Source organism: Clostridium saccharoperbutylacetonicum N1-4(HMT) (assembly GCF_000340885.1).
Taxonomy (GTDB): Bacteria; Bacillota; Clostridia; order Clostridiales; family Clostridiaceae; genus Clostridium; species Clostridium saccharoperbutylacetonicum.
Genome location: NC_020291.1, coordinates 2,773,128 through 2,795,036, shown reverse-complemented (window position 1 = coordinate 2,795,036; position 21,909 = coordinate 2,773,128). Strand labels below are relative to the sequence as shown.

Annotated in this window: 25 protein-coding genes; 7 read left to right on the top strand and 18 right to left on the bottom strand. The window is 29.3% G+C overall.

What is annotated here, in order from left to right; genetic code table 11:
- The first annotated feature begins 8 nt into the window (after nt 1-8).
- Nucleotides 9-656: an FMN-dependent NADH-azoreductase gene (locus CSPA_RS12400; RefSeq protein WP_015392623.1), complete on the top strand. Its 648-nt coding sequence runs from the start codon at nt 9-11 to the stop codon at nt 654-656.
- Between the two features lie 128 nt (nt 657-784).
- Here the strand turns inward: CSPA_RS12400 and CSPA_RS12395 are convergent, their stop codons facing one another.
- The gene (locus CSPA_RS12395) at nt 785-1,234 is read right to left on the bottom strand and encodes a hypothetical protein (RefSeq protein WP_015392622.1); all 450 of its coding nucleotides are present in this window, start codon (nt 1,232-1,234) and stop codon (nt 785-787) included.
- Nucleotides 1,235-1,443: 209 nt separating this feature from the next.
- Between CSPA_RS12395 and CSPA_RS12390 the strand changes: the two genes are divergently transcribed.
- Nucleotides 1,444-1,851, top strand: a complete 408-nt coding sequence (locus CSPA_RS12390; protein WP_015392621.1) for a secondary thiamine-phosphate synthase enzyme YjbQ — start codon at nt 1,444-1,446, stop codon at nt 1,849-1,851.
- Nucleotides 1,852-1,966: 115 nt separating this feature from the next.
- Here CSPA_RS12390 and CSPA_RS12385 read toward each other — a convergent pair whose 3' ends face one another.
- The 6 genes from CSPA_RS12385 to CSPA_RS12365 form a co-directional block, all read right to left on the bottom strand.
- On the bottom strand, nt 1,967-2,182 hold the full coding sequence (locus CSPA_RS12385) for a heavy-metal-associated domain-containing protein (RefSeq protein WP_015392620.1): 216 nt from the start codon (nt 2,180-2,182) through the stop codon (nt 1,967-1,969).
- A 67-nt stretch (nt 2,183-2,249) separates the two neighbouring features.
- Nucleotides 2,250-2,825 carry a nitroreductase family protein gene (locus CSPA_RS12380; protein ID WP_015392619.1) on the bottom strand — a complete coding sequence of 192 codons (576 nt, stop codon included), beginning with the start codon at nt 2,823-2,825 and terminating at the stop codon, nt 2,250-2,252.
- 16 nt (nt 2,826-2,841) lie between these two features.
- Nucleotides 2,842-3,522 carry a GTP pyrophosphokinase gene (locus CSPA_RS12375; RefSeq protein WP_015392618.1) on the bottom strand — a complete coding sequence of 227 codons (681 nt, stop codon included), beginning with the start codon at nt 3,520-3,522 and terminating at the stop codon, nt 2,842-2,844.
- 114 nt (nt 3,523-3,636) lie between these two features.
- Nucleotides 3,637-4,134 (bottom strand): 3D domain-containing protein, encoded by a 498-nt coding sequence (locus CSPA_RS12370; protein ID WP_015392617.1) that lies wholly within the window; start codon nt 4,132-4,134, stop codon nt 3,637-3,639.
- Nucleotides 4,135-4,224: 90 nt separating this feature from the next.
- Nucleotides 4,225-4,374, bottom strand: coding sequence for a hypothetical protein (locus CSPA_RS29750; RefSeq protein ID WP_017810652.1), 150 nt, complete (start codon nt 4,372-4,374; stop codon nt 4,225-4,227).
- Nucleotides 4,375-4,426: 52 nt separating this feature from the next.
- A complete protein-coding gene (locus CSPA_RS12365) occupies nt 4,427-5,080 on the bottom strand; it encodes an HAD family hydrolase (RefSeq protein ID WP_015392616.1) in 654 nt (217 codons plus the stop codon).
- A gap of 161 nt (nt 5,081-5,241) precedes the next feature.
- Between CSPA_RS12365 and CSPA_RS12360 the strand changes: the two genes are divergently transcribed.
- On the top strand, nt 5,242-5,787 hold the full coding sequence (locus CSPA_RS12360; RefSeq protein WP_015392615.1) for an NADH peroxidase: 546 nt from the start codon (nt 5,242-5,244) through the stop codon (nt 5,785-5,787).
- 42 nt (nt 5,788-5,829) lie between these two features.
- On the top strand, nt 5,830-6,153 hold the full coding sequence (locus CSPA_RS12355) for a DUF1540 domain-containing protein (protein WP_015392614.1): 324 nt from the start codon (nt 5,830-5,832) through the stop codon (nt 6,151-6,153).
- Between the two features lie 118 nt (nt 6,154-6,271).
- Here the strand turns inward: CSPA_RS12355 and CSPA_RS12350 are convergent, their stop codons facing one another.
- Nucleotides 6,272-7,303 (bottom strand): MerR family transcriptional regulator, encoded by a 1,032-nt coding sequence (locus tag CSPA_RS12350; protein WP_015392613.1) that lies wholly within the window; start codon nt 7,301-7,303, stop codon nt 6,272-6,274.
- A gap of 150 nt (nt 7,304-7,453) precedes the next feature.
- Here CSPA_RS12350 and CSPA_RS12345 point away from each other — a divergent pair, with 150 nt between their 5' ends.
- Nucleotides 7,454-7,858 (top strand): PTS sugar transporter subunit IIB, encoded by a 405-nt coding sequence (locus tag CSPA_RS12345; RefSeq protein WP_015392612.1) that lies wholly within the window; start codon nt 7,454-7,456, stop codon nt 7,856-7,858.
- 100 nt (nt 7,859-7,958) lie between these two features.
- Here CSPA_RS12345 and CSPA_RS12340 read toward each other — a convergent pair whose 3' ends face one another.
- The 6 genes from CSPA_RS12340 to cysS form a co-directional block, all read right to left on the bottom strand.
- A complete protein-coding gene (locus CSPA_RS12340) occupies nt 7,959-8,450 on the bottom strand; it encodes an HD domain-containing protein (RefSeq protein ID WP_026106399.1) in 492 nt (163 codons plus the stop codon).
- Nucleotides 8,451-8,509: 59 nt separating this feature from the next.
- The gene (locus CSPA_RS12335) at nt 8,510-9,661 is read right to left on the bottom strand and encodes an HD-GYP domain-containing protein (RefSeq protein WP_015392610.1); all 1,152 of its coding nucleotides are present in this window, start codon (nt 9,659-9,661) and stop codon (nt 8,510-8,512) included.
- A gap of 133 nt (nt 9,662-9,794) precedes the next feature.
- Nucleotides 9,795-9,929 (bottom strand): hypothetical protein, encoded by a 135-nt coding sequence (locus CSPA_RS30765; protein WP_017810653.1) that lies wholly within the window; start codon nt 9,927-9,929, stop codon nt 9,795-9,797.
- Between the two features lie 104 nt (nt 9,930-10,033).
- Nucleotides 10,034-11,476: a lipase family alpha/beta hydrolase gene (locus tag CSPA_RS12330; protein WP_015392609.1), complete on the bottom strand. Its 1,443-nt coding sequence runs from the start codon at nt 11,474-11,476 to the stop codon at nt 10,034-10,036.
- Between the two features lie 233 nt (nt 11,477-11,709).
- Complete coding sequence (locus CSPA_RS12325) at nt 11,710-12,666, bottom strand: aromatic acid exporter family protein (RefSeq protein ID WP_015392608.1); 957 nt, start codon at nt 12,664-12,666, stop codon at nt 11,710-11,712.
- The gene (cysS, locus tag CSPA_RS12320; RefSeq protein WP_015392607.1) at nt 12,663-14,075 is read right to left on the bottom strand and encodes a cysteine--tRNA ligase; all 1,413 of its coding nucleotides are present in this window, start codon (nt 14,073-14,075) and stop codon (nt 12,663-12,665) included. The genes CSPA_RS12325 and cysS overlap by 4 nt, the downstream gene beginning before the upstream one ends.
- Before the next feature lie 377 nt (nt 14,076-14,452).
- On the opposite strand from cysS, the gene CSPA_RS12315 reads away from it, so the two are divergent.
- Nucleotides 14,453-15,064, top strand: coding sequence for a hypothetical protein (locus CSPA_RS12315; protein ID WP_015392606.1), 612 nt, complete (start codon nt 14,453-14,455; stop codon nt 15,062-15,064).
- A gap of 375 nt (nt 15,065-15,439) precedes the next feature.
- Here the strand turns inward: CSPA_RS12315 and CSPA_RS12310 are convergent, their stop codons facing one another.
- From CSPA_RS12310 to CSPA_RS12295, 4 genes are all read right to left on the bottom strand, one after another.
- The gene (locus tag CSPA_RS12310) at nt 15,440-16,792 is read right to left on the bottom strand and encodes an MATE family efflux transporter (protein WP_015392605.1); all 1,353 of its coding nucleotides are present in this window, start codon (nt 16,790-16,792) and stop codon (nt 15,440-15,442) included.
- Nucleotides 16,793-17,029: 237 nt separating this feature from the next.
- Complete coding sequence (locus CSPA_RS12305) at nt 17,030-18,505, bottom strand: amino acid permease (RefSeq protein ID WP_015392604.1); 1,476 nt, start codon at nt 18,503-18,505, stop codon at nt 17,030-17,032.
- A 192-nt stretch (nt 18,506-18,697) separates the two neighbouring features.
- Nucleotides 18,698-19,483, bottom strand: a complete 786-nt coding sequence (locus tag CSPA_RS12300) for a GH12 family glycosyl hydrolase domain-containing protein (RefSeq protein WP_015392603.1) — start codon at nt 19,481-19,483, stop codon at nt 18,698-18,700.
- Between the two features lie 105 nt (nt 19,484-19,588).
- On the bottom strand, nt 19,589-20,302 hold the full coding sequence (locus CSPA_RS12295; protein ID WP_015392602.1) for an expansin EXLX1 family cellulose-binding protein: 714 nt from the start codon (nt 20,300-20,302) through the stop codon (nt 19,589-19,591).
- A gap of 603 nt (nt 20,303-20,905) precedes the next feature.
- Between CSPA_RS12295 and mmuM the strand changes: the two genes are divergently transcribed.
- Nucleotides 20,906-21,844 (top strand): homocysteine S-methyltransferase, encoded by a 939-nt coding sequence (gene mmuM, locus CSPA_RS12290; RefSeq protein ID WP_015392601.1) that lies wholly within the window; start codon nt 20,906-20,908, stop codon nt 21,842-21,844.
- Nucleotides 21,845-21,909 lie beyond the last annotated feature (65 nt).

Sequence of the window (21,909 nt, the reverse complement as noted above, 5' to 3'; positions counted from 1 at the left end):
TTTAAAAAATGAAAACTTTACTTTATATCACAGTAAATTCTAAACCCGAAGAGCTATCTGCCAGCAAAATTATTGGGCGTGAAGTAGTTAATAGATTTTTAACTAAACATACTGATTTTCAGCTTGAAGAATTAGATTTATATAAATGCCACATTCCTAGACTTGAATATCAATATTTTGAAAAAAGAAACTGCATGATAAAAGAAGAAGATTTTAATAAATTGAAGGAAGACGAAAAAAAAGAAGCTCATAAAATGGTAACACTAACAAATCAATTCAAAGCTGCAGATATGTATGTAATTACTGCTCCAATGTGGAGTCTTTCATTTCCTGCTCCTTTAAAAGAATATCTTGACTGTGTTATCATGGAAGGCAAAACTATACATATTGAACAAAACACTGTTGAAGGTTTATTAAATGATAAGCAGAGAGGTATGATATATGTGCAATCTTCTGGCAGTCCAATTCCATGGTACTTGAAATTAGTAATGAACAAAGGATTAAATTATGTATATGATATAGTAAAGTTTATGGGAATTAAAAGATTTGAAGAACTATTAGTAGATAATACTGGAACTTCAGAAGCAGAAAAAACTGAAGCTATTCAAATTGCAATGAGTAAAATCGATAGTGTTATTGATGATGTTTGGAGATAAATATATTAAAATTACTATGTTCACACTTTTATTTATAACTTGTACATATTCTGTAAATTAAGTAATCCCACTTTAGCTAATTATTAATAGTTTACTAAAATAGCGATTACTTAATTTTTATGCAAATATTAACGACAATGTTGATGTTCTTCTCTCCATGCTCCATCAGGTCCCAAGTAATAAGCACCTATATAAACATCCTTAACCATAGCACCATGAACATTTAAATAATATAAATTTCCATTATACTCAAGCCATCCTGTCACCATTTTACCATCGCTATTTAAATAGTACCAATTACCCTTATCTTGAATCCATCCAATTAGCATTTTCCCTGTTTGTAAGTCAAGATAATAGTAATTTCCCTCACTCTTAACCCATCCGGTTTTCATTATGCCTTTGTCATCATTGTAATACCAATATCCATTAGATTTGTACCACCCAGTCTGTACATCACTATAATATCGCCAACTATTATCAACACTCACCCAGCTGCCTGCATTTGCTGTAAAAGTAAATAATTCTCCAAAAATAATTCCACCTATTATTATCCTCATTAAATATTTGAATTTTATCATGTTTATATCACTCCATAACATATAAATTACGCTTACATATTATTTTTATTAACATAATTTTAAATATATAACACAAATATCTATTATTGGAATAATATTCGTTATATTCTTTTTTAAATAAATGTACCTTACTTTTATATAAACTATTTATATATTTAACCTTTTAATATATCATATATTATAATCAAAATATTTTTAGGAGGCTTTCTATGACTAATTTATTCAAACATTCAATTGAAATTATTCCTAGGCAAACTATGATTGATATCACACCATACATAAGAGAGGATATTAAAAACAGTAATATTGAAAATGGAATCGTAGTAGTTTATTGTCCTCATACTACTGCTGGAATTTCTGTAAATGAAAATGCTGATCCAGATGTAGTTCGTGATTTAATATATGGTTTTGAAAAAGTTTATCCATCTGTTGATGAAAATTATAAGCATTTCGAAGGAAATTCTCATGCTCATTTAAAATCGTCTACTATTGGTGCTTCGCAAACTTTTATTTTAAATAACGGAAATTTAATATTAGGAAGATGGCAGGATATTTATTTTTGTGAATTTGATGGGCCAAGAGATAGAACTTTCTATGTAAAAATATTAGAAGGCTAGAAATCAGTTTACAGGTTACAGTGCACAGTTTACAGTTATGGTAGAAAAAACTACTAGCTTTTCATATATAAATTAAGAAATCCCCTAGGGGATTTCTTCCTCCAACTATAAACTTTTAATTGTGAACTGTAAACTGCCCAGCTCCTGTATTTTCTATACAGTCTTTGATTTCTCCTTGAGTCGCAGGAGTATTGTAAATTACTTCAACACTTCCACGGGCAAGATCTACACAAACTTTATTCACACCTTCAATTTTTTCAAGGGCATTTTTAATTTGAGTTTTCATATTTTCATTTGCTAATCCGTCAATAATATAATGCTCTCTTTCCATACCTACTCGTCTCCTTTATAATAAAGTCATAAGTATAGTATGTTCAAAATTAATATTTATATGAAAATTAATTTTCTTTTATAATCAACTGATCTAAAGTTCTTTTAGGTACATGGTGAACTTGATTTTTATCCCTCCAATATTTAATATCACCAGAATCATTTATATTCTCAATTACAACATCTTCCTTTGGATATCCTAATGCCAAAACTAAAGAAATTTCATATTGCTCAATTATATTAAGTTTTTCTCTTAGTTTATTCCTATCTATATTTGCGATTATACACCCTCCTAGATCTTTTTCAACAGCTCCAAGCAACATGCTTTGAACAGCTATACCATCATCTTGAGGAGAACCACTGCCATTAGTAGTGTCTTTAAGCACAACTATATACGCACTTGGTTTTTCGCCTTCATCTGGACCATCCCACTCCTTAAAATATCCTGCCCAAAAAATGCAATCAAATATTTTATCATTTGAATCCTTTGTATTGGATAATATATATCTTAAAACTTGTTTATTAGCCCCTGAAGGTGATAATCTTGCTAAATCAACTAATTCCCTTAATTCATTTAGCTCAATGTTTTTTTCTTGATAAAATCTTCTATAAGATCTATTTTTTAATACAGTATCCTTAATCACTTTCATCCATCTCCAATCATCTTAATTTTTCAACTTCATTATGTATATCCTGCATCCTCATATCTGTTGATGCTATAAGTTCTGCACATTCCTTTAAATCTCGTGTAATATGTGTTGGACTTTCTCCAGAAGTTTTGTAATACAATTTATGTTCAAGGCTTGCCCAAAAATCCATGGCAATGGTTCTTATTTGAACCTCAACTTTAACAGGCTCCACATGATCAGAGAAAAATATTGGTATTTCTACAACCAAATGTAGACTTCTATAACCATTAGACTTTGGGGTACTTATATAATCCTTTTCTTCAATTAATGTTATATCATCTTGCCTTATAAGCATCTTTGCAATTTCGTATATATCTCCTACAAAAGAGCATATAACTCTGATACCTGCAATATCATTAAGATTCTTTTTTGCAGATTCAATACTCATTTCAAGACCTTTGCGATGTAGTTTATCCATAATGCTGCCTGGCGTTTTTACTCTAGACTTCATATATTCTATTGGATTTCTTTTTCTCTTTATTTTTAGTTCATCATCTAATATCTCTAATTTAGTTCTCACTTCTTTAATAGCTGAGCGATAAACTAACAAAACTTCGTTTAACTCTTCTACCTTCTCTTCAACAAATTCTGGTGAAATAATCATTTCATCATTTTCCCTAACAATTTTACTATTTTCTTCCGACTGCCCCATAAGTATTTTGTCCTCCTTTGTTATAAAATAATTTGATATTTTACAACACCAATCTCTTTTTACTTTATTTCTAAAAATATTTTAATTGAATTTTATGAAAACTTCAAGTTGATATTATTTCAATAAATATACAATAGTCTTCTTACGTCCAAATTCCTTGACTTGCTCATGCGTAGGTAGCCACACATCTATAATATATGTACCATCACTTTTTATTTTAACTGCACCACCTCTATCCTCAACATCAAATAAGCAATCCTCCTTAAATTTCTTTAAATCTGGAATAAATAATTTGCTTCCTAAAGATATTTCCTTAGGTGTAGCAACAACACCTACTCTTGTATGTGTCTGCATTGCAGTCTGAGACCCCCACTGCTCAGAACATATAGCACAATTACAATAAGCTGTCAATTCTGCTTTTATTGGAACAAATCCAGTTGGTACATTTATTTCATTTTCTTTGGCTTCACTAACGTTCTCATTCTCATCCTTCTGCATTGCTGATGCCTTAGAGATATCATATACTGCAAATTTAAAATATCCTAGTACTCCACCTAAAGCAACTGCTAAACATATATATGTAGCACACACGTATTTCTCTAACCTTGTCAACAAATCCCACCACTCTATCTTTATAAATCGACTAAATAATATTTAATTATGGCATAATATTTATCATTTAGCATTATTATACTAATATTATTATAGTATATTTTTAAGTATCTTAAAAGCTTTTGTAACTTTTTGGTATAAAATCAATTCACCACAAACTACTTGTTTACTTAAAATTATGTCAACAAAAAGCAGGCAACCAATCTGAAAATTACTTGGTATACCTGCTAATTTAATCAACTTAAATTTTACTCTTAATTAAGCTTCACTTCCAATATTTAAATATGCTCTTTTATAAAATAATATCTATTAATTCGTCCACATTTTTTATAATATGGTCTGCCCTAGCTTGAGTTAATTCTATTACATCACCATATCCATAAAGAACACCTATTGATTTAATATTATTTTCCTTAGCACCAATTATATCATGTTCCCTGTCGCCAATCATAATAGTTTTCGATAAATCAGATACTTGTGCCTCTTTTAAAGCATACTTAATGACATCACCTTTGCTTACTCTTGTTTCCTCAAAATCTGCACCACCCACAAAAGTAAAATATTCGTCAATCTTAAAGTATTTCAATATTTCTTTTGCATACACTTCAGGCTTTGATGTAGCAAGTATGATTTTTTTATTACTTTTCTTAAGTTTGTCTAAAACTTCAACAATTCCATCATATAAACTATTTTCATAAATCCCTTTATCTGCATAATACTCTCTGTATTTTCTTAGACCTAATTCTGCTTTTTCATCATCAAAATTATAAAATCTTTTGAATGAATCCTTTAATGGTGGACCTATAAATTTATTCAATTCCTTAATATTTTCTACTTCAATTCCAAAATCTTTTAAAGCATATTGAACAGATTTTGTTATTCCTTCACCAGAATCAGTAATTGTTCCATCTAAATCAAACAATATATATTCAAACTTATTATCCAAATTAAAATCCTCCCTATTGTCTAGACTTTTACAATATATCAATAAATTATAACATATTTTTCTATATAAATTTAATTAATAAATTTATTTTCAAATGGTAATACTATTTCTTAGGTTATATGATAACTAAAAATAACAAATTGTTTATGGAGGAATTTTACATGAAAAGATTTATTTGTACTATTTGTGGTTATATCCATGAAGGTGATACTCCACCAGAAATTTGCCCTATTTGTAAAGCAGGTGCTGACAAATTTAAAGAAATGAAAGATGAATTAAATTTTGCTGATGAGCATAGAATTGGAATTGCAAACGGACTAAATGATGAATTATTAGAAGGTTTGCGAGCTAATTTTATAGGGGAATGCACTGAAGTTGGAATGTATTTAGCCATGTCTCGTCAAGCAGATAGAGAAGGTTATCCAGAAGTTGGTGAAGCCTATAAGAGAATTGCCTTTGAAGAAGCAGAGCATGCAGCAAAATTTGCTGAAATTCTCGGTGAAGTTGTAGTTGCCGATACAAAGTCTAATTTAAGCGCCAGAGTCGAAGCAGAATATGGTGCTTGTGAGGGCAAAAAGAAACTTGCAACAATTGCTAAGGAAAATAATTTAGATGCAATACATGATACAGTCCATGAAATGTGTAAAGATGAAGCTAGACATGGAAGAGCATTTAAGGGTTTGCTTGATAGGTACTTCAGTAAATAAAATTTATGAATTTATGCTTATATTAAAAGGAGTGTGTTTTTTATGGAAAGAATTAATTGTAATGTTTCTAATTGTTCACACAATAAAACTGGAATTTGTTATTCCAACAGAGTTGATATTGGTGGAATGTCTGCAAATAGTACACAAGGAACCTGTTGTGGATCTTTTTTACATGAATACCATTATAGCCACCTAACTAATAATACAAATTCACAAGGCCAATGCGATGCACTTACTTGCAACGTTGAAAGCTGCATTCATAACTCAAATAGATTGTGTGGACTAGAGTCTGTATATGTATCAGGAAACGGTGCTCAAATTTATTCTGAAACAAGATGTTCTAGTTTTGATTCTAAAGACGAGTAATTTATATATACAAATAGGCAGTTAATATTTAAGTTGAACTGCTCCCTTTCTACCATAGGGGAACAATATCAAGTTTAAACTGCCTATTGATCTTATTATTTTATTTTTACATATAAACTCATTTAATCCTATTTGCTACAATAATACCTACAAGCGGATGTAACTTGTGTACTTCGACAGTAAAATTAAAGTTTGAAAAACATTCCATTAATTCTTCAACCCTAGATGGAAAATCAACTTCCGGCCCATATCCAACTACATTAAACTCATCTTTATGATTTTCAGGATTTTCAAAAAACATCAAATCACCGATAATAATTTTTTCTAAGGCTTCCCCACCTATATCGATCATTTTTTTAATAACTTTTTGTTTATAATAAGTGGATAAATGATGTAAAGAATAATTAGTTATAATTTTAGTAATACCTTTCTTATACAAATCAACACTTAATTCAGGCTCTTCAAATGTTCCTGTATAGAATTCTATATTTGATGCCTTTTCATTTTTTAAATTAATCTTAGCTTGACTTAGCATCCCTTCACTAATATCTATACCAATTCCTAATCTTACTTTTGTTGATAATTCAATTAATTGTTTTCCTGTACCACACCCTAAATCAAGTATGACATCCTTAATCTGAGGCCTTACTAATTCATTTATTAATTCTGCTGTTTTAGACCTCCAGTAGTAACTATCAGTAACGTATTGTTTACTTGCATTGTTAAATCTTTGTTTTGCTTTTGTCTCCATATTTGTAATCTTGATAATATCAATAAGCTGCTGAACTTCCAAATTATTATAATTTTCAAGCTGCGCTTTTGCTTTGTATAAAGCAGTAAGAACTATATCAATGTGCTTTTTACTTTCCTCCAAAGCTCTTGTTTGAACATCAATCATACTATGTATATTTTCATGCTTATTATTTATTAGTTGTTTAATCTCATCAAGGGATAATCCAATAAATTTCAAAGTAGTAACCTGTTGTAATTTAATAAAATCTTCATCACAATAAATTCTATAACCTGAATCTGTCTTTACAGAAGGTTGCAGCAATCCAATCCTATCATAATACCGTAATGCTTTCACAGTTACACCTGACCTTTTAGCAAACTCACTAATTTTCAAGATTTCACCTCCCTTCAAAAACATTTTAAATCCTCCCCTAAGTGGAAAGTCAACAATAATTCTTCATAAATTAAAATAATATTTAAATAAAGGTAATTTTGCTAATATGTTGAATCAAAATACTCATTTTGATATGATTAACTTATTAAATATTATATATATGGAGGCCTTAAAATGATAAAAATACTTTTATGCTGTGGTGGTGGTTTTTCTTCAAGTGCTTTATGCCATAAAGTTGAAAAAGAAATCTCTGAAAATAATATGCAAAATGATTTTTTTATTGAATTTTCTGCTTTTGCATTGATAAAAAAGAGAATTAATGAATTTGATATAATTGTATGCTGCCCTCATCTGATAATGAGTGTAAATAGATTTCTTAAAAATTCAAATCCCGATAAACCAATTTATATCCTTCCACCAAGAATGTATGGATTAATTAGCTTTAAGGAATTGGCCTTAGATGTTATAGATATAATCGATTTGTATAACAAAAATAAAATTAACCCTGTACATTTTCCTAGAGAAGAAAATACCATGATGATTACAAGAAATGTTGCTTATAGAAATAGCAAAAAATAGATTGAATTTCACCATAAATTATAATGATGTAGGAAACATACATTAGAACTTCCTACATCACTAACTATCATGATACAAATTCATTTCGTTCGCTATAATTTTACAAATACAAATTATCTAAAAACACTGTTCCGGCTTTTGTTTTAAAATATTTTTCCTTAATACTTTGAATTTGAGGCATTTTAATTTCATCTTCATAAATATTAACCAAAAAATCGGCTTCTATTAATACTTGATAATCTATCCCATCAATTTTACTGTATGTATGATGATGTCCAATTAAATAACATACTCTATCAATAAACTTCAAATCATAATCAAGCCCTAAAAGCATTTCTTTTGCAACTGGTGGGCCCTCAATTTCTTGATAATTCCCTGCTGAAGAATTATATTTTTCTTCACTAACTTTAATTCCTATATCATGCATTACAGCTGCTACTTCCAAAACTTCTTGAGCAGCCTTATCTAAATTTTCTAATTCACCAATAGACTTAGCAAATGAAAATACCTTCAAAAAGTGATTAACTCTTCTTGGATCACCAGCATAATATTTTATCATTTCATTTATTATGATACTTATCTTTTCTTTCATACTTTCCATTTGAAACACCAACTAGCTTTCTCGTTCCAAATTTAATTCCCTCCTTTTTCTTATTTTGAAAATATTTTTATTGCAACCTTTGCTATTTCAGGATTGAATTGCTTTCCCATTTCCTTCTTTATTATGTTTAATGCATCCTCTGTAGATAATGCCTTTCTATATGCTCTTTCCGAAGTCATTGCATCGTAAGCATCCGCTACTTGAATAATTTGAGCTTCTAAAGGTATTTCATTATTCTTTAAACCTCGTGGGTATCCAGATCCATCATAATTTTCATGATGATTATAGGCAAAATTAGTTATTGTAGAAAAGCCTCTAATTTTTTCTAAAATGGTCTTGGTATACACTGGATGCTGCTTGATAATACCGTATTCTTCTTCAGTTAATTTACCTGGTTTATTTAATATTTCTGTGGAGATTCCAATCTTCCCAATATCATGTAATAAAGCAGCTGTACTAATATCATTAATTTTAACCTTAGGAAGTTCAAGTTCTTCTGCAATTGCGCAACTGTATTCCCTTACTCTTTTTGCATGACCTTCAGTATATTTATCATTAACTTCAATAGCCGACACCAATGCTGTTACTATATCGTCGTACATCTTTTTTTCTTTCTCATGAAAAGTTTTCATAGCATAGAAGTTAGATATAATTTGAGCATAAAACTTTAATACTTTCTTTGAATCTTTAGAAAAGCTTTTTTTATCAAAGCACTCAAAACATATTATTCCTACATTCACACCTTCGACTTGAATTGGTGCATATAGTGATGTATAACTATTGTATGTTCCCAGTGATTTAAATATATTAATCATTTCTTCAGAATATTTTGAATCATCACGTCTTTCTATATAAATCTCATATGCTTCTATGCTTGACACATCTGAACATTGATACTCAATAAATGCATCCTCTCTCTTAAATTCAAGCTTTCTTAATACATCCATATCATAACCGTTACAAAATATTGGCACATACTTATCTTCTACAAGTTCAAAAAATGATCCCTTTTGTGCTTCAGGTATAAGTTTAAATGCACCAACAAAAATTTTCTCTAAGAAATCGTCTTTACTCATTTTATGCATATTCTCAAAAGAATCAAATACATTAACTATTTTACTATAATTCACATCATCATTTTCATAACTAACATTATCTGAATAGTTAAAAAACACCGATAATTCTTCCGCTATTTCTTTCATTAAATTATCCCCCTAAAATAAAATCAGTAACTCAATAATAAAGAAAATTCTCCCCCTAATCTTTACATATATTATAGCATGTCATTTTCATATTAAGAAGTATACTGTTTTTATTTTAGAATTTCAATTAAAATTAATACTTATCAACCATAGTTCCTAACATCGCATGTTTTATCATAGGATTTTTTTGAATAGACATAAGTTCTTTAGGTATTCCTACAACTCCTACTCCACTTATTCTAAAATTATTTTCTTCTATATTTTTCACATATTAATGGTACCACATATATATAACTATCAAATATGGAAAATGCGAACTAAATATATAATTTTTTATAAAAAACACCTGATAGCTTTTAAATAATCAGGTATTTAATATCCTTTACGTTTTAATTCAGATACTATTTCTATATATTTTTTTACAACCTCAAATTCTTTATAATCAGCCCTCCTAAAATCAACTATATCTGCATGAGAAATCCCACGTCTATATTTATTTCTCAAGATTCCCTTAAACTCTCCCCATTTAGCTGATTCAACAGATACAAGCCCATCATTTTCTCCATCTATTGCTTTAATCATAAGATATGGTATTGAAAGTACATAATCACTAATCACACATTTTAAAGCAGTAACATAACTTTGATAATAAACCTGCTTATCATCTTTTACTTCTTCATTAAATCTTTTACTATTAAAAGTTGAAAATTGCCTGCTGGCAGTATAAAAATCAGGTTTTTTATCTCCTTGATGCGCATAATATTTATCAAAAAGCCATGCGACTCCTTTATATAACCAATTAGGAAGCTTACATGCTTTATCTACAAATTTACAGCCCCTATGTGGCGTTGAAATTGTAGTTAAAGAGGCAACATAATTTCCCATCTTTAATTTACTAATTACATAGCGTGCATCTAAGCCTCCTTTTGAATGAGCAATTATATTTACCTTTTCTGCATTTGTTTCTTTTAAAACTCGAATAATTCTTTCTTTAATTTCATAAGCATTATATTCAATAGTCCCCCATGCCTCCTGATTTCCATAATAAATCTCTGCTCCATTTTTAATTAACTCCTTAGGTATTCTTCCCCAATAATTTATATATTTATAGTCTCTAAACCCCACACCATGAACAAGCATTAGAGGGTACTTTGTCTTGCAAACATCTGATTCAATTTTAATTTCATTATTATTAACTTTATAACTTTCATGATCATACTCTGAGCCTGCCACATGAATTAAGTATAGCATTATGAAAATATTTATCCCCGGCACTAAACTTATAATCCCTATAAAATACTTTCTAGCTATACTTAACTTGTTTGAAACAAATAAAATTCTTATTGTTCCATTGAAAAGTAAAATTGAAATGCTAACTATTAAAACAATAATATCCAATATGAATATATGTTTTGGTATATTAACATTCTTCACAATATTAATACCAATAGTATATATAGGTACTTGAATCATTAATGTATATAATCCATACAGGATAAGACCTCTGCCACTAAGCATTACCTTTAACCTTTGAGTAATATTTTCTTTTTTATTGCCTGGAGACAGGTTTATCCTTAACCAAATATATAAAATAAAAAGAATTATTGTCAAGCTAATCCAACTTAACACAAAATAATTATTTACTAAGAATGAATTGTTTATTAAAAAATATTCAAGTAGAACAATATGTGGCGCAAAGAATAAATAAACATTAAAAAAACTTCTCTTAAGCAATGTAATCTTCTTTACATTGTCTAGACAAACTAACAATACAATGACTACACTTAAAATAAAGGCTATTGTAAAAGCAATCACTATTCTGCTTCTCCTTTTAAAAATAATTTTTTTCGTAAAATACCAATTTAACTATATTTTATCCAATTTATATGTCTATATTCGTTAATTAATTTAATAAAAAAACTACCCAATTCTTTTCAAATTGGATAGCATAGCGAAAATTTCACTAGTCCTGTGGAAGATAAATATATCTGATTTTGGTAATTGTTACATAAGTCTAATTCTAGCTTTGGATATCTTTATTATTACTCTTAAAAATATTCTTTAAATTCTCTTTTTGCATTTAAGAAGTCCTCTAAATCATTTAAAAATTGAAATAATAGAGCTCGATTTTCAAATTCTTCTCGATTTTTAGGCAATTCCATATTCTTATAATCTTTTCTTAATAAATTCAACCTTTCAAGCAATTCAAGGCAATCATTATCTTCATGAAGATTCATGGCAACATTATTAGTAAACTCTGATAATATTTTAGTTTGTTCAAAGGTCATGTAAAATCTTGAAAAATGCCTTTTCATTCTTTTTATAACTTCTAATTGAATTATTCTCATTTCAATATAACTTACATAATAATTATTTATACTAAATAAATTGTTATTATTTATAGCTTGGGCAATTAACTTAGACTTATTAACTAATCCTTCAACCTCTAACAATATTTTTTTCTCATATATTGGAACAGTTTGGGTTACTAAACTAACAGCCATATCTGATAATATACCCCTATAGCAATCTTCTATTCGTGCTTTATTCTTATCAAATTCATCATCTAAAGATGATGAATATAAATTGAACAACATTGCAACCCCAATGCCTATTATAGTTAACTGAACTTCGTTTATAATCCAAGAGACATTAATATCAGTACTCGATAAAAGATGGGTTGAGAGAACTGCACCCATTACCATTCCATCTTCTATTTTTAGCAATATTGTCCCTGAAATAAATATGAGTAAAAACAATCCAAACACTATTGGATTATTTCCTAATAACCAAAATAATAAAAAAGATAATAGTATTGCTGCAGCACATGCTATTAATCTTCTACCAGCAACTAATAAAGCTTCTTTCTTTGTTTCTTGTATACTCAGTATTGCAATTATACCTGCTGTTACCCCAAATTTTAAGCCTATATAATTAGATATAATTATTGCTATTGTTGCTGACAACGCCATCTTAAAAGTTTTTGATTGTAAATATTTCATCATCTTAACTTCCACACAGTCCCTTCCTTAGTATCTGTAATTTCGATTCCTTCTTGAAGCAAAGCCTCTCTAATTTTATCAGACTTGTTCCACTCTTTATTAACTCTAGCTTGAGCTCTTTCATTAATTAATCCTTCAATATACTTAATTCTTTCTTCATTTAGTTTATTATTCCCTTGCTCTTGAATTAAATTTAAAGAAAAAATCCTATCAAAATCTTCTATTAATTGTTTCTTTTCATTATTACTAATATAATTATCTTTTATAACTTCATATAAAACAGTAAAAGCATTTGCTATATTTAAATCATCATTTATGCATTCCTTAAAATCTGACTTATACTTATTTACTGCGTCAACATTGGTAACTTCAGTAATATCTATGTTAGCAATAATACCTGATATCTTTTTTCTTAAGCTGTCTAACGACTTTTTAGCTTCTTCTAGTTTATCATAAGTAAACGCTAATGTTTTCCTATATTTTGATTGTAACACATAATATCTATAATCTATTGGTGAAAATCCATCCTTTATTAATTTTTCCAAAGTTAAGAATTCCCCACTTGATTTAGACATTTTTTCGCTATCAGTTGTCAAAAACTCTCCATGTATCCAATAGTTTATCCATTTATGATCTAAAGCACTTTCAGATTGAGCTATTTCATTAGTATGATGTACAGGTATATGATCTACTCCACCACAATGAATATCAATATATTCTCCTAGATACTTAATAGCCATTGCAGAGCACTCTATATGCCAACCAGGAAACCCTTTTCCCCAAGGTGATTGCCATTGAAGTATATGATTTTCATATTTAGAATTAACAAACCATAGTACAAAATCAAAGGGGTTTTTCTTAAATTCATCAATTTTAATTCTACTTCCAGCTTTCATTTCATTCATGTTTAAGTTTGCTAATTTATGATAATCCTCAAATTTATCTATTGAAAAATAAACATTTCCATTAGCTATGTAGGTAAAACCTTTTTCCTCTAATTTTTTTATTAAATTTATCATGTCTTCAATATGTTCAGTTGCCCTTGCTATTATGTTTGGCTTTTTAATATTCAATTTTTCTAAGTCTGATAAGAAACTAGCTTCATAAAATCTAGCTAATTCCAAAACACTTTTATTTTCTCTCTTAGCACCAAGTTCCATTTTATCTTCACCAGTATCTTCATCCGATTGCAAATGTCCCACATCCGTTATGTTTATCATATGTGTAACTTCATAGCCCTCATACTCTAATGCCTTCTTTAATATATCTTCAAAAATATAACTTCTCAAATTTCCTATATGGGCAAAGTTATACACCGTTGGTCCACATGCATACATTTTTACCTTCCCAGCTTCTATTTCTTTAAATTCTTCTTCCTTTTTACTTATGGTATTAAAAATTTTTAATGTCATGTCCTACCTCCAATAGATTTATTTTCCTTGAAATAATTAGCAATAAAAAACTGCAGCTAATTTGTAGTTTTACTTATAAAATAAGAAAACTACAGAATTCTCTGCAGTCACAAATAAAATTAATTATGAACTATAAAGGATTAAAAATCACATTATGCTGCAGCTGTTTATAATTTTTTTAATACATAAAGAACAACAACAGCAACAAATATTCATTTTATTATCCTCCCTTTAAAATCAATTTAATATTTTTATTATATTTAATTTACTGTTATTTTTCAAGAATATTTAACATTTTTTTTACTCTTATCTAAATCTAAATTAATATAACTAGAATACTATAATAGTATAATAATGATTTAAAGGATGGTGTATAAATGCAGACTAAAAATTTAGTAGCCTATGACTATAGAAATGCTGTACTCCCAAACATCACAAAAAAATTTAAATCTATAAAAAAATCAAATTGGATAAAAACTTTTGTTATTTTGATATTTTTAAGTATTTCGATTTTTTTCCTCTTAGATTTTTATAAAGTATTAACTAGCACAAATAATAGAATTTCTTTCGTTACAGATTTTAAAGTAGATATCAATAAACTTAGTGAAACAGCTCTTATACTACAAGCAAAAATGGACTCAAAACCTAATTCTGAAATTAATAATTATGGCTCTGATGGAAAAACCATCGATGCTAATGTAATTTCATCTGATTTATCTTCAGCCATTGTTAGTATTGCTGATACTAATAATGATGGACGATTATCCTTTGAGGAAATTTCAAATTTAAAGTTAATGAAATTAGATGTTGATACTTACAAAAAAGAACTTAAAGAACTCCAATTCAATTTAAGATCAGCAGATTGTAATTTAAAGAATTACCTTGTAATAACTAAAGGAAAATATGCAGGTACAATACTATATAATGGTCCTTTAAAATTTATTGATGATAAGAACAAAAGATATTTTGGTTTAGATTTGAAACTATAATAAAGATATCCAAAGCAAGAATTAGACTTATGCAACAATTACCGAAATCTTATACATTTATCTTCCACAGGACTAGTGAAATTTTCGCTGGATGGGTTCTAAGTGGAAGGTTGCACCCATTTCTGCATGTTCCTAAAGTAAATTTATGACAAGCAGAAAATGGAACAACCTTCCACTAGCAACCATCATCAGCTCAATTTCACATGCCTGCTTCCAGAAAAATGTATCTAATTTCTAGTGTAGTGTTACGATTATAATTTCTTGATAATACATACATATTCCATTTATAAGTTTAAGTATTAATTTGGATATCTATATAATAAAACAACCAAAAAGTATATTGGCTGTTTTAATTTCAAAGTTAAAATTATATCTCTAACACCTAACAATATTTCCTATAGTAGAATTATAATTTCTTCTATGCTTAACCAACATTGGGACTTCATATAGAAGCATAATTATCCATCCTGCAAAACAGCTTATTGCGATACCAACTATTCCGAACTTTGGTGCAAGTAAAAAAGCAAATATTACTCTCCCAGCCATTTGAGAAAAAGTTGATATTAAAGTCACCTTCAAATCCCCCATTCCTCTGAAGTATCCTTGAATTCCATTTGTCCATGCAGGTAATAAATAAAAAAATGCCATAAAATGAAGATAGGTAACTCCCATTTCTAAAACCTTTCCGCCCTCATTGGGTACAAATAATCGCATTAAGCTATTTGCTCCAAAGTATACCAATCCAACTAGAATGAACCAAAATATTGTCTCTATCTTCATTCCTACCCAAAGACCTCGTTTAATACGATCATATTTTTGAGCTCCCCTATTTTGTGCTAGAAAAGTTGTCATTCCACTAGCTATACTTTGTTGTGGAGTGAAAGCAAAATCATCGATTTTAGTAACGGCATTAAAAGTTGCAATTGCATCCACACCTAAAGGATTTACAGCAGTTTGTACTAAAACCTTTCCTACATAAAGACAAGTTTGTTGCATTGCAGTAACCGAACTATAATTTATTGTAATTTTTAATAAAGCTTTATCCAAAATAATTTCTTTCCTAGAGAAATGGAGTAACGGAACTTTCTTATATATATAGATAATACAAAACAAAGCTGAAAACATTTCTGCTGTTACTGTAGCCAAACCAGCTCCAGCAACCCCCATTTTAAAGTAAACTACAAAAACAATATCCATAACCACATTTAATACTGCTGATATGCTCAAAAAAATTAATGGTGATTTTGAATCTCCTATACTACGTAAAGTCGCTGAAAAAAAATTATATAGAAATGTAAAAATTAGTCCACAAAATATAATCCTTAAGTATATTGCAGATTCCCCCATAATTTCTTCTGGGGTTTGAATCAATCTTAAAATAGGATCAACTAAAATTACACATAAAATAATCATAACTATGGTGAATATAAGTCCTGCAAGAATTGTAGTAGAAACTTCTCTTTTAAATTTTTTTATATTATTTTCACCAAAATACTCACTCATAAGCACTGATGCTCCCATGCAAATTCCTACAATTAAAAATATAGTAATATTCATAACAGGATTTGCCGTCCCCACTGCTGCTAATGCCTTTGTTCCCACGAATCTTCCAACTATTATTGAATCTGCTGCATTATATGTCAGTTGAAATATATTCCCCAGCACCAAAGGCACAGCAAATTTAATTAAATGTTTATATATGCTTCCGTGCGTCATATCTGTAACCAAACTTAATCCTCCTTTGTTTTCTTTAAAAACTATTCTTGTGCTTTATTATCTCAAAATTATAAAGTACAAGTTTAAGCTTAAAACACTATAAATACTATATAATTAATCAAATCGAACCTCGCACACGTGTTCAAAATCAATTATATACCTTTTCTATCTTCTTCTCAAATCTTTATTTTCCAAAAAAATACTGACCTCAAAATTGTGGCCAGCATTCTTTATAATAAATTTTACTTATTAAAGTTCTTCTTTAAGTTCAAAATCACACTCTTCAAGTGGAACTATTTTTGTTTTCTTGATAAATTTATATCCAAAGTATAAGCAAATAAATATAGGAATAGTAATATAATTTGTGATGAAATCAAACCAACTGAAAGTTTCAGCTTGAAAAATCCATATATTTGCTCCAAATATAACAATTACACATAAAATTACTGATATTATTGGACCAAATGGATAAAATTTAGCTTTAAATTTTAAGTCCTTCAAATCTTTACCTTGAGCTATATATGCTTTTCTGAATCTGTAATGGCAAATACCTATACCAAGCCATGCAAAAAAGGCCATTATTCCTGAAGCATTATAAAGTATATAGTATATCTTTCCATCTCCAATTAAAGACGCAAAAAATGCTGAACATGCAACTATAGTTGTAACGTATAATGCATTCATTGGAACACCACGTTTATTTACTTTTCCTAAAAACTTAGGCGCTTTTCCTTCAAGGGCTAAAGCATATAGCATTCTTGAAGATACATATAGCCCTGAATTTCCACAAGATAATACAGAGGTTAAAATTACTGCATTCATAACACTAGCTGCAAAAGCTATACCACATTTTTCAAAAACCATAGTAAAGGGACTAAAAGCTATATTATCTACGCCACTTTTCAATAAGTTTTCATCAGTAAAGGGAATAATAAATCCTATTATAATAATTGCTCCAATGTAAAATAATAAAATACGCCAAAAAACTGTTTTTATTGCTTTTGGTACATTTTCTTGCGGATTTTCTGATTCCCCAGCAGCTAGTCCAACTATTTCAGTTCCTGAAAAAGAAAATCCTGCTACTAAAAATACATTTATAATTCCTAAAAAGCCACCAATAAAAGGTCCTTTATTACCATTAGCATCTGATAATGTCCAATTACTAAACCCTGGAGAACCATTTCCTAAAATACCTACTATCATAAGTATACCAACAATAATAAATATAATTATTGTTACTACCTTAATACTTGCAAACCAATATTCACTTTCACCATAAGCTTTAGCCGATAAAACATTTAAAATTACAATAATAGCTAAAAATATAATACTCCACATAGTTCCATTTGTATCTGGGAACCAAAACTTAACTATAAGTGAACCTGCAACTAATTCTGCTGCTACACAAATTGCCCAACAAAACCAATAATTCCATCCTAATGTAAATCCTAAAGCAGGATCAACAAATCTTGTAGCATATGTCTCAAAAGAACCTGAAATAGGTAGCAGAGTTGACATTTCTCCTAAGGACATCATTAATAAATATACAACAATCCCCATTATTAAATAAGCTAATAGCGCTCCGCCAGGACCAGCTGTACTTACAGCACTTCCACTAGCAAAGAAAAGGCCTGTCCCAATAGAACCTCCTATTGCTATCATATTCATATGTCTTGCTTTTAAACTTCTACTCAGTTTATGTTTTTTTTCATTATCAACTTCCATAACTATCCCTACCTATCCTATATAATTTGTAATAAATAATAATATTGTTTTCAATATTACCATAAAAAGCAAATCATATCAATAATGTACAGAAAAGAAATAAAAGCTGCAACTTTGAATAAAAATGAGTTGCAGCTTCTTTTTCATTATTAGGCACATTCAAAAAAATAACAAGTTCATGTGCCTTATTTTTTAATTAAATGTTACAGAAAAATTATTGGTATTAAAATTTTGACCTTTACCGTTATTATAGCTTGATGTAATTTCATATCCAAATTGAACATTATCAAATTGAATATCACCGTACCACTTTGGTGTATTCTTAATCCAGTTGATTATTGCCTTAATGTCTACATATCCTGAATTAGTATTTCCATTAGTTCTTACAAATGAATAAACCATGTTTCCAGTATTATTTTTTCCATTATTTCCTCTATATACATTCCATGTATGCCCCCCTATATTTACATTTTTGTATACAGGAACAGCACCAGCTGAATCATAGTTATATGAAATAGGACTTACTGCACCATATTCATTCATCCATAACATAATCTCATGCTTGTTTTTACTTGGATAATTAGGATCATACTTGCTAGGATCGCTTAACCATATATCATAGCTGGTTTCCATTGCGTTTCCACTTGTAGGAACCGTAACATTAAAGTTACTTGTAAGTGTGTTTACAGCACTTACCTTTCTGTTTATTGATTTTTCAACATGTGGGTAAGACTTTATTCCACCAGTATTAGGCTGCGCTGACCATACACCCCAATTACTATATGAGTTAGCCCACATGCTTTGAGCACCTGCGCCACTCCCCCATACGTCATTATTAAACGTATATCCACCATTACTCCATGAACCGTACTTATCAGTTGTTGACCATGCTGCAGCACTTGCTTTAACAGCTCCACCACTCATTAATATTGTCGCGAATACAGCAACTGACATTCCTGCTTTTATCACTTTATTCATATTTTTGCACTCCCTATTATTTATTAAAGATTAATGATATATTAAATAACTTTTAATTATATATTGTTAAAATAAATACGTTTTTATTTATTGATTTTAGCTAATTTAGTCTGGTAATTGAACATGTCCAGGAATAATATAAGCTGAAGAATTACCATATTGAGGTAAAGCCGGTATTGTGTCTGTAACCGCTATTCCACGGATATCTGTGATTCTTATTTTAATAGAGCCTGTCCCCATTCCATTTCCAACAAAATGGTTATATGGCATCTTTGTCATATTAATCCAAGTATTATTCTTTAGAAATTCCATTTTCACAACAGGATATTTATGATTTCTTACTTGAATAGCTGCCCAGTTTGGATTGCTACCTTCTTTTATACGATAAGAACACATTCCAGTAATAGGTGCTTTTACTATATGCCAACTAATATTGATTTTTCCAGCAGACATATTACCGATTTTAGCAAAAGAAGTTGGACAAAGATCCAAAGCTCCATTAGCTCCTTCAGGATATAAATCTGTAACATATACAGTAGTTTTCCCCTTTGGACCTTGGACTTCTAAATATGCACCAGCTAAAGCTGCATTTATCCCATTATAGTTAAAGTCAGCAGGATCTAAGGCAGTAATCTCCATTTTAGGAGAAATAGGATCTAGAAGTGCTGCACCTCCAGAATATCCAGAACCAGTATATGTAGCATAGCTTGAGTGATTGTCATTCCAAGCTGCAAAGGCTTGGATAGAGGAACAGAATAAAAGATTCATGGCAACTACAGTAGATACAATAAATTTTCTTTTTAAACTACTTTTTTTCATAAAAAAACCTCACTTTCAAACTTTAAATTATGTATTACAAAGCAAGCTAAATGTTATGTATAGATTTATTATTCCATAATTTCCCACAACATTTTATTATTTTCTTCATAATTTTTTATATCCATTATTGTTTATGGACCTTTAATCATATATTGTCACAATATTTAAACAAAATAAATACCTTTTCCTCTAAACGCACAAAATCATGCATAAAAGGCAAAATAATTCATTTATTGGACTCATTTTTTAAAATTGTATTTTTATTCCCCAAAATAGACGTTTTATAACTTTATTTACTTCCATTTTCATCTCCACCTATCCTATACACTTTGTAATAAATAATGATATTGCTTTAAATATCACCGGAATATTATAATATAAACAATATGCTTTCTTTACATCCTTATTATGTTATAATATAAAAAATCATCTAATTTCGGGAGGTCTGTATATTATTGGAATTGTTGCTCAAAGTCCAATCGGTCAAGGATGTAAAGTTAAATTTGAATTTGTTGAGCTTGAAAACAAAAAAGTAAAAGATGTACGAATTGTTGAAAATTAGTTTAAAAATATTATTAATACATAGAAAAGAGGAATATAATTATGAATCCAATAGAAAATATTTTAAAAGATTTCCCCCTAATTATTTTAGATGGAGCACTAGCTACAGAGCTTGAAAATAGAGGCTGCGATATAAATGATTCACTTTGGTCTGCTAAGATTTTAGCTGAAAAGCCTGAAATGATCGGGAAAGTACATTATGATTATTTTGCTGCTGGTGCTGACTGTGCAATAACTTCAAGCTACCAAGCTACTATTGATGGTTTTGTGCAAAAAGGATTTTCTGAAGCTGAAGCCATATCTCTTATAAAAAGATCTGTGCAAATTGCTAAAAAGGCAAGAGATGACTTTTGGAATAATTCTGAGAATAGAAAAAATAGACCAACTCCTTTAGTTGCTGGTTCTGTAGGTCCTTATGGTGCTTATCTTGCTGATGGTTCAGAATATCGTGGAGATTACAATATTACTGAAGAAGAGCTTATATCCTTTCATAGACCAAGAATTAAGCTGTTAATTGAAGAAGGCGTTGATATACTTGCTTGTGAAACAATTCCAAGCCTTATGGAAGCAAAGGCTATTATTAAGCTTCTAAAAGAATTCCCAAATGTTTATTGTTGGATTAGTTTCAGCTGTAAAAATGAATTAGAAATAAGTGATGGAACTCCTATTGCTGAATGTGCTAAAAGTCTAGATGATTATAGTCAAGTAGCAGCAATTGGTTTAAATTGTACTGCTCCTCAATATGTACAATTATTGATTACTGAAATAAAGAATAATTCTAATAAACCTATAGTGGTTTATCCTAACTCAGGTGAAAAATATGATGCTAATTCTAAAACCTGGCACGGTAATTCCTCAAGTCATTCTTATTGTTGTAATGCAAAAGGTTGGTTTGAAGCTGGAGCTAAGTTAGTTGGAGGATGTTGTAGAACAACTCCTGAAGATATTAAAGCCATAGCTGAATGGAGTAGAAATCTTTAATCATAAAATTAAAACAAGGAAGCTAGCAATTTTTCTATTGCCTAACTTCCTTGTTTCTTATAATT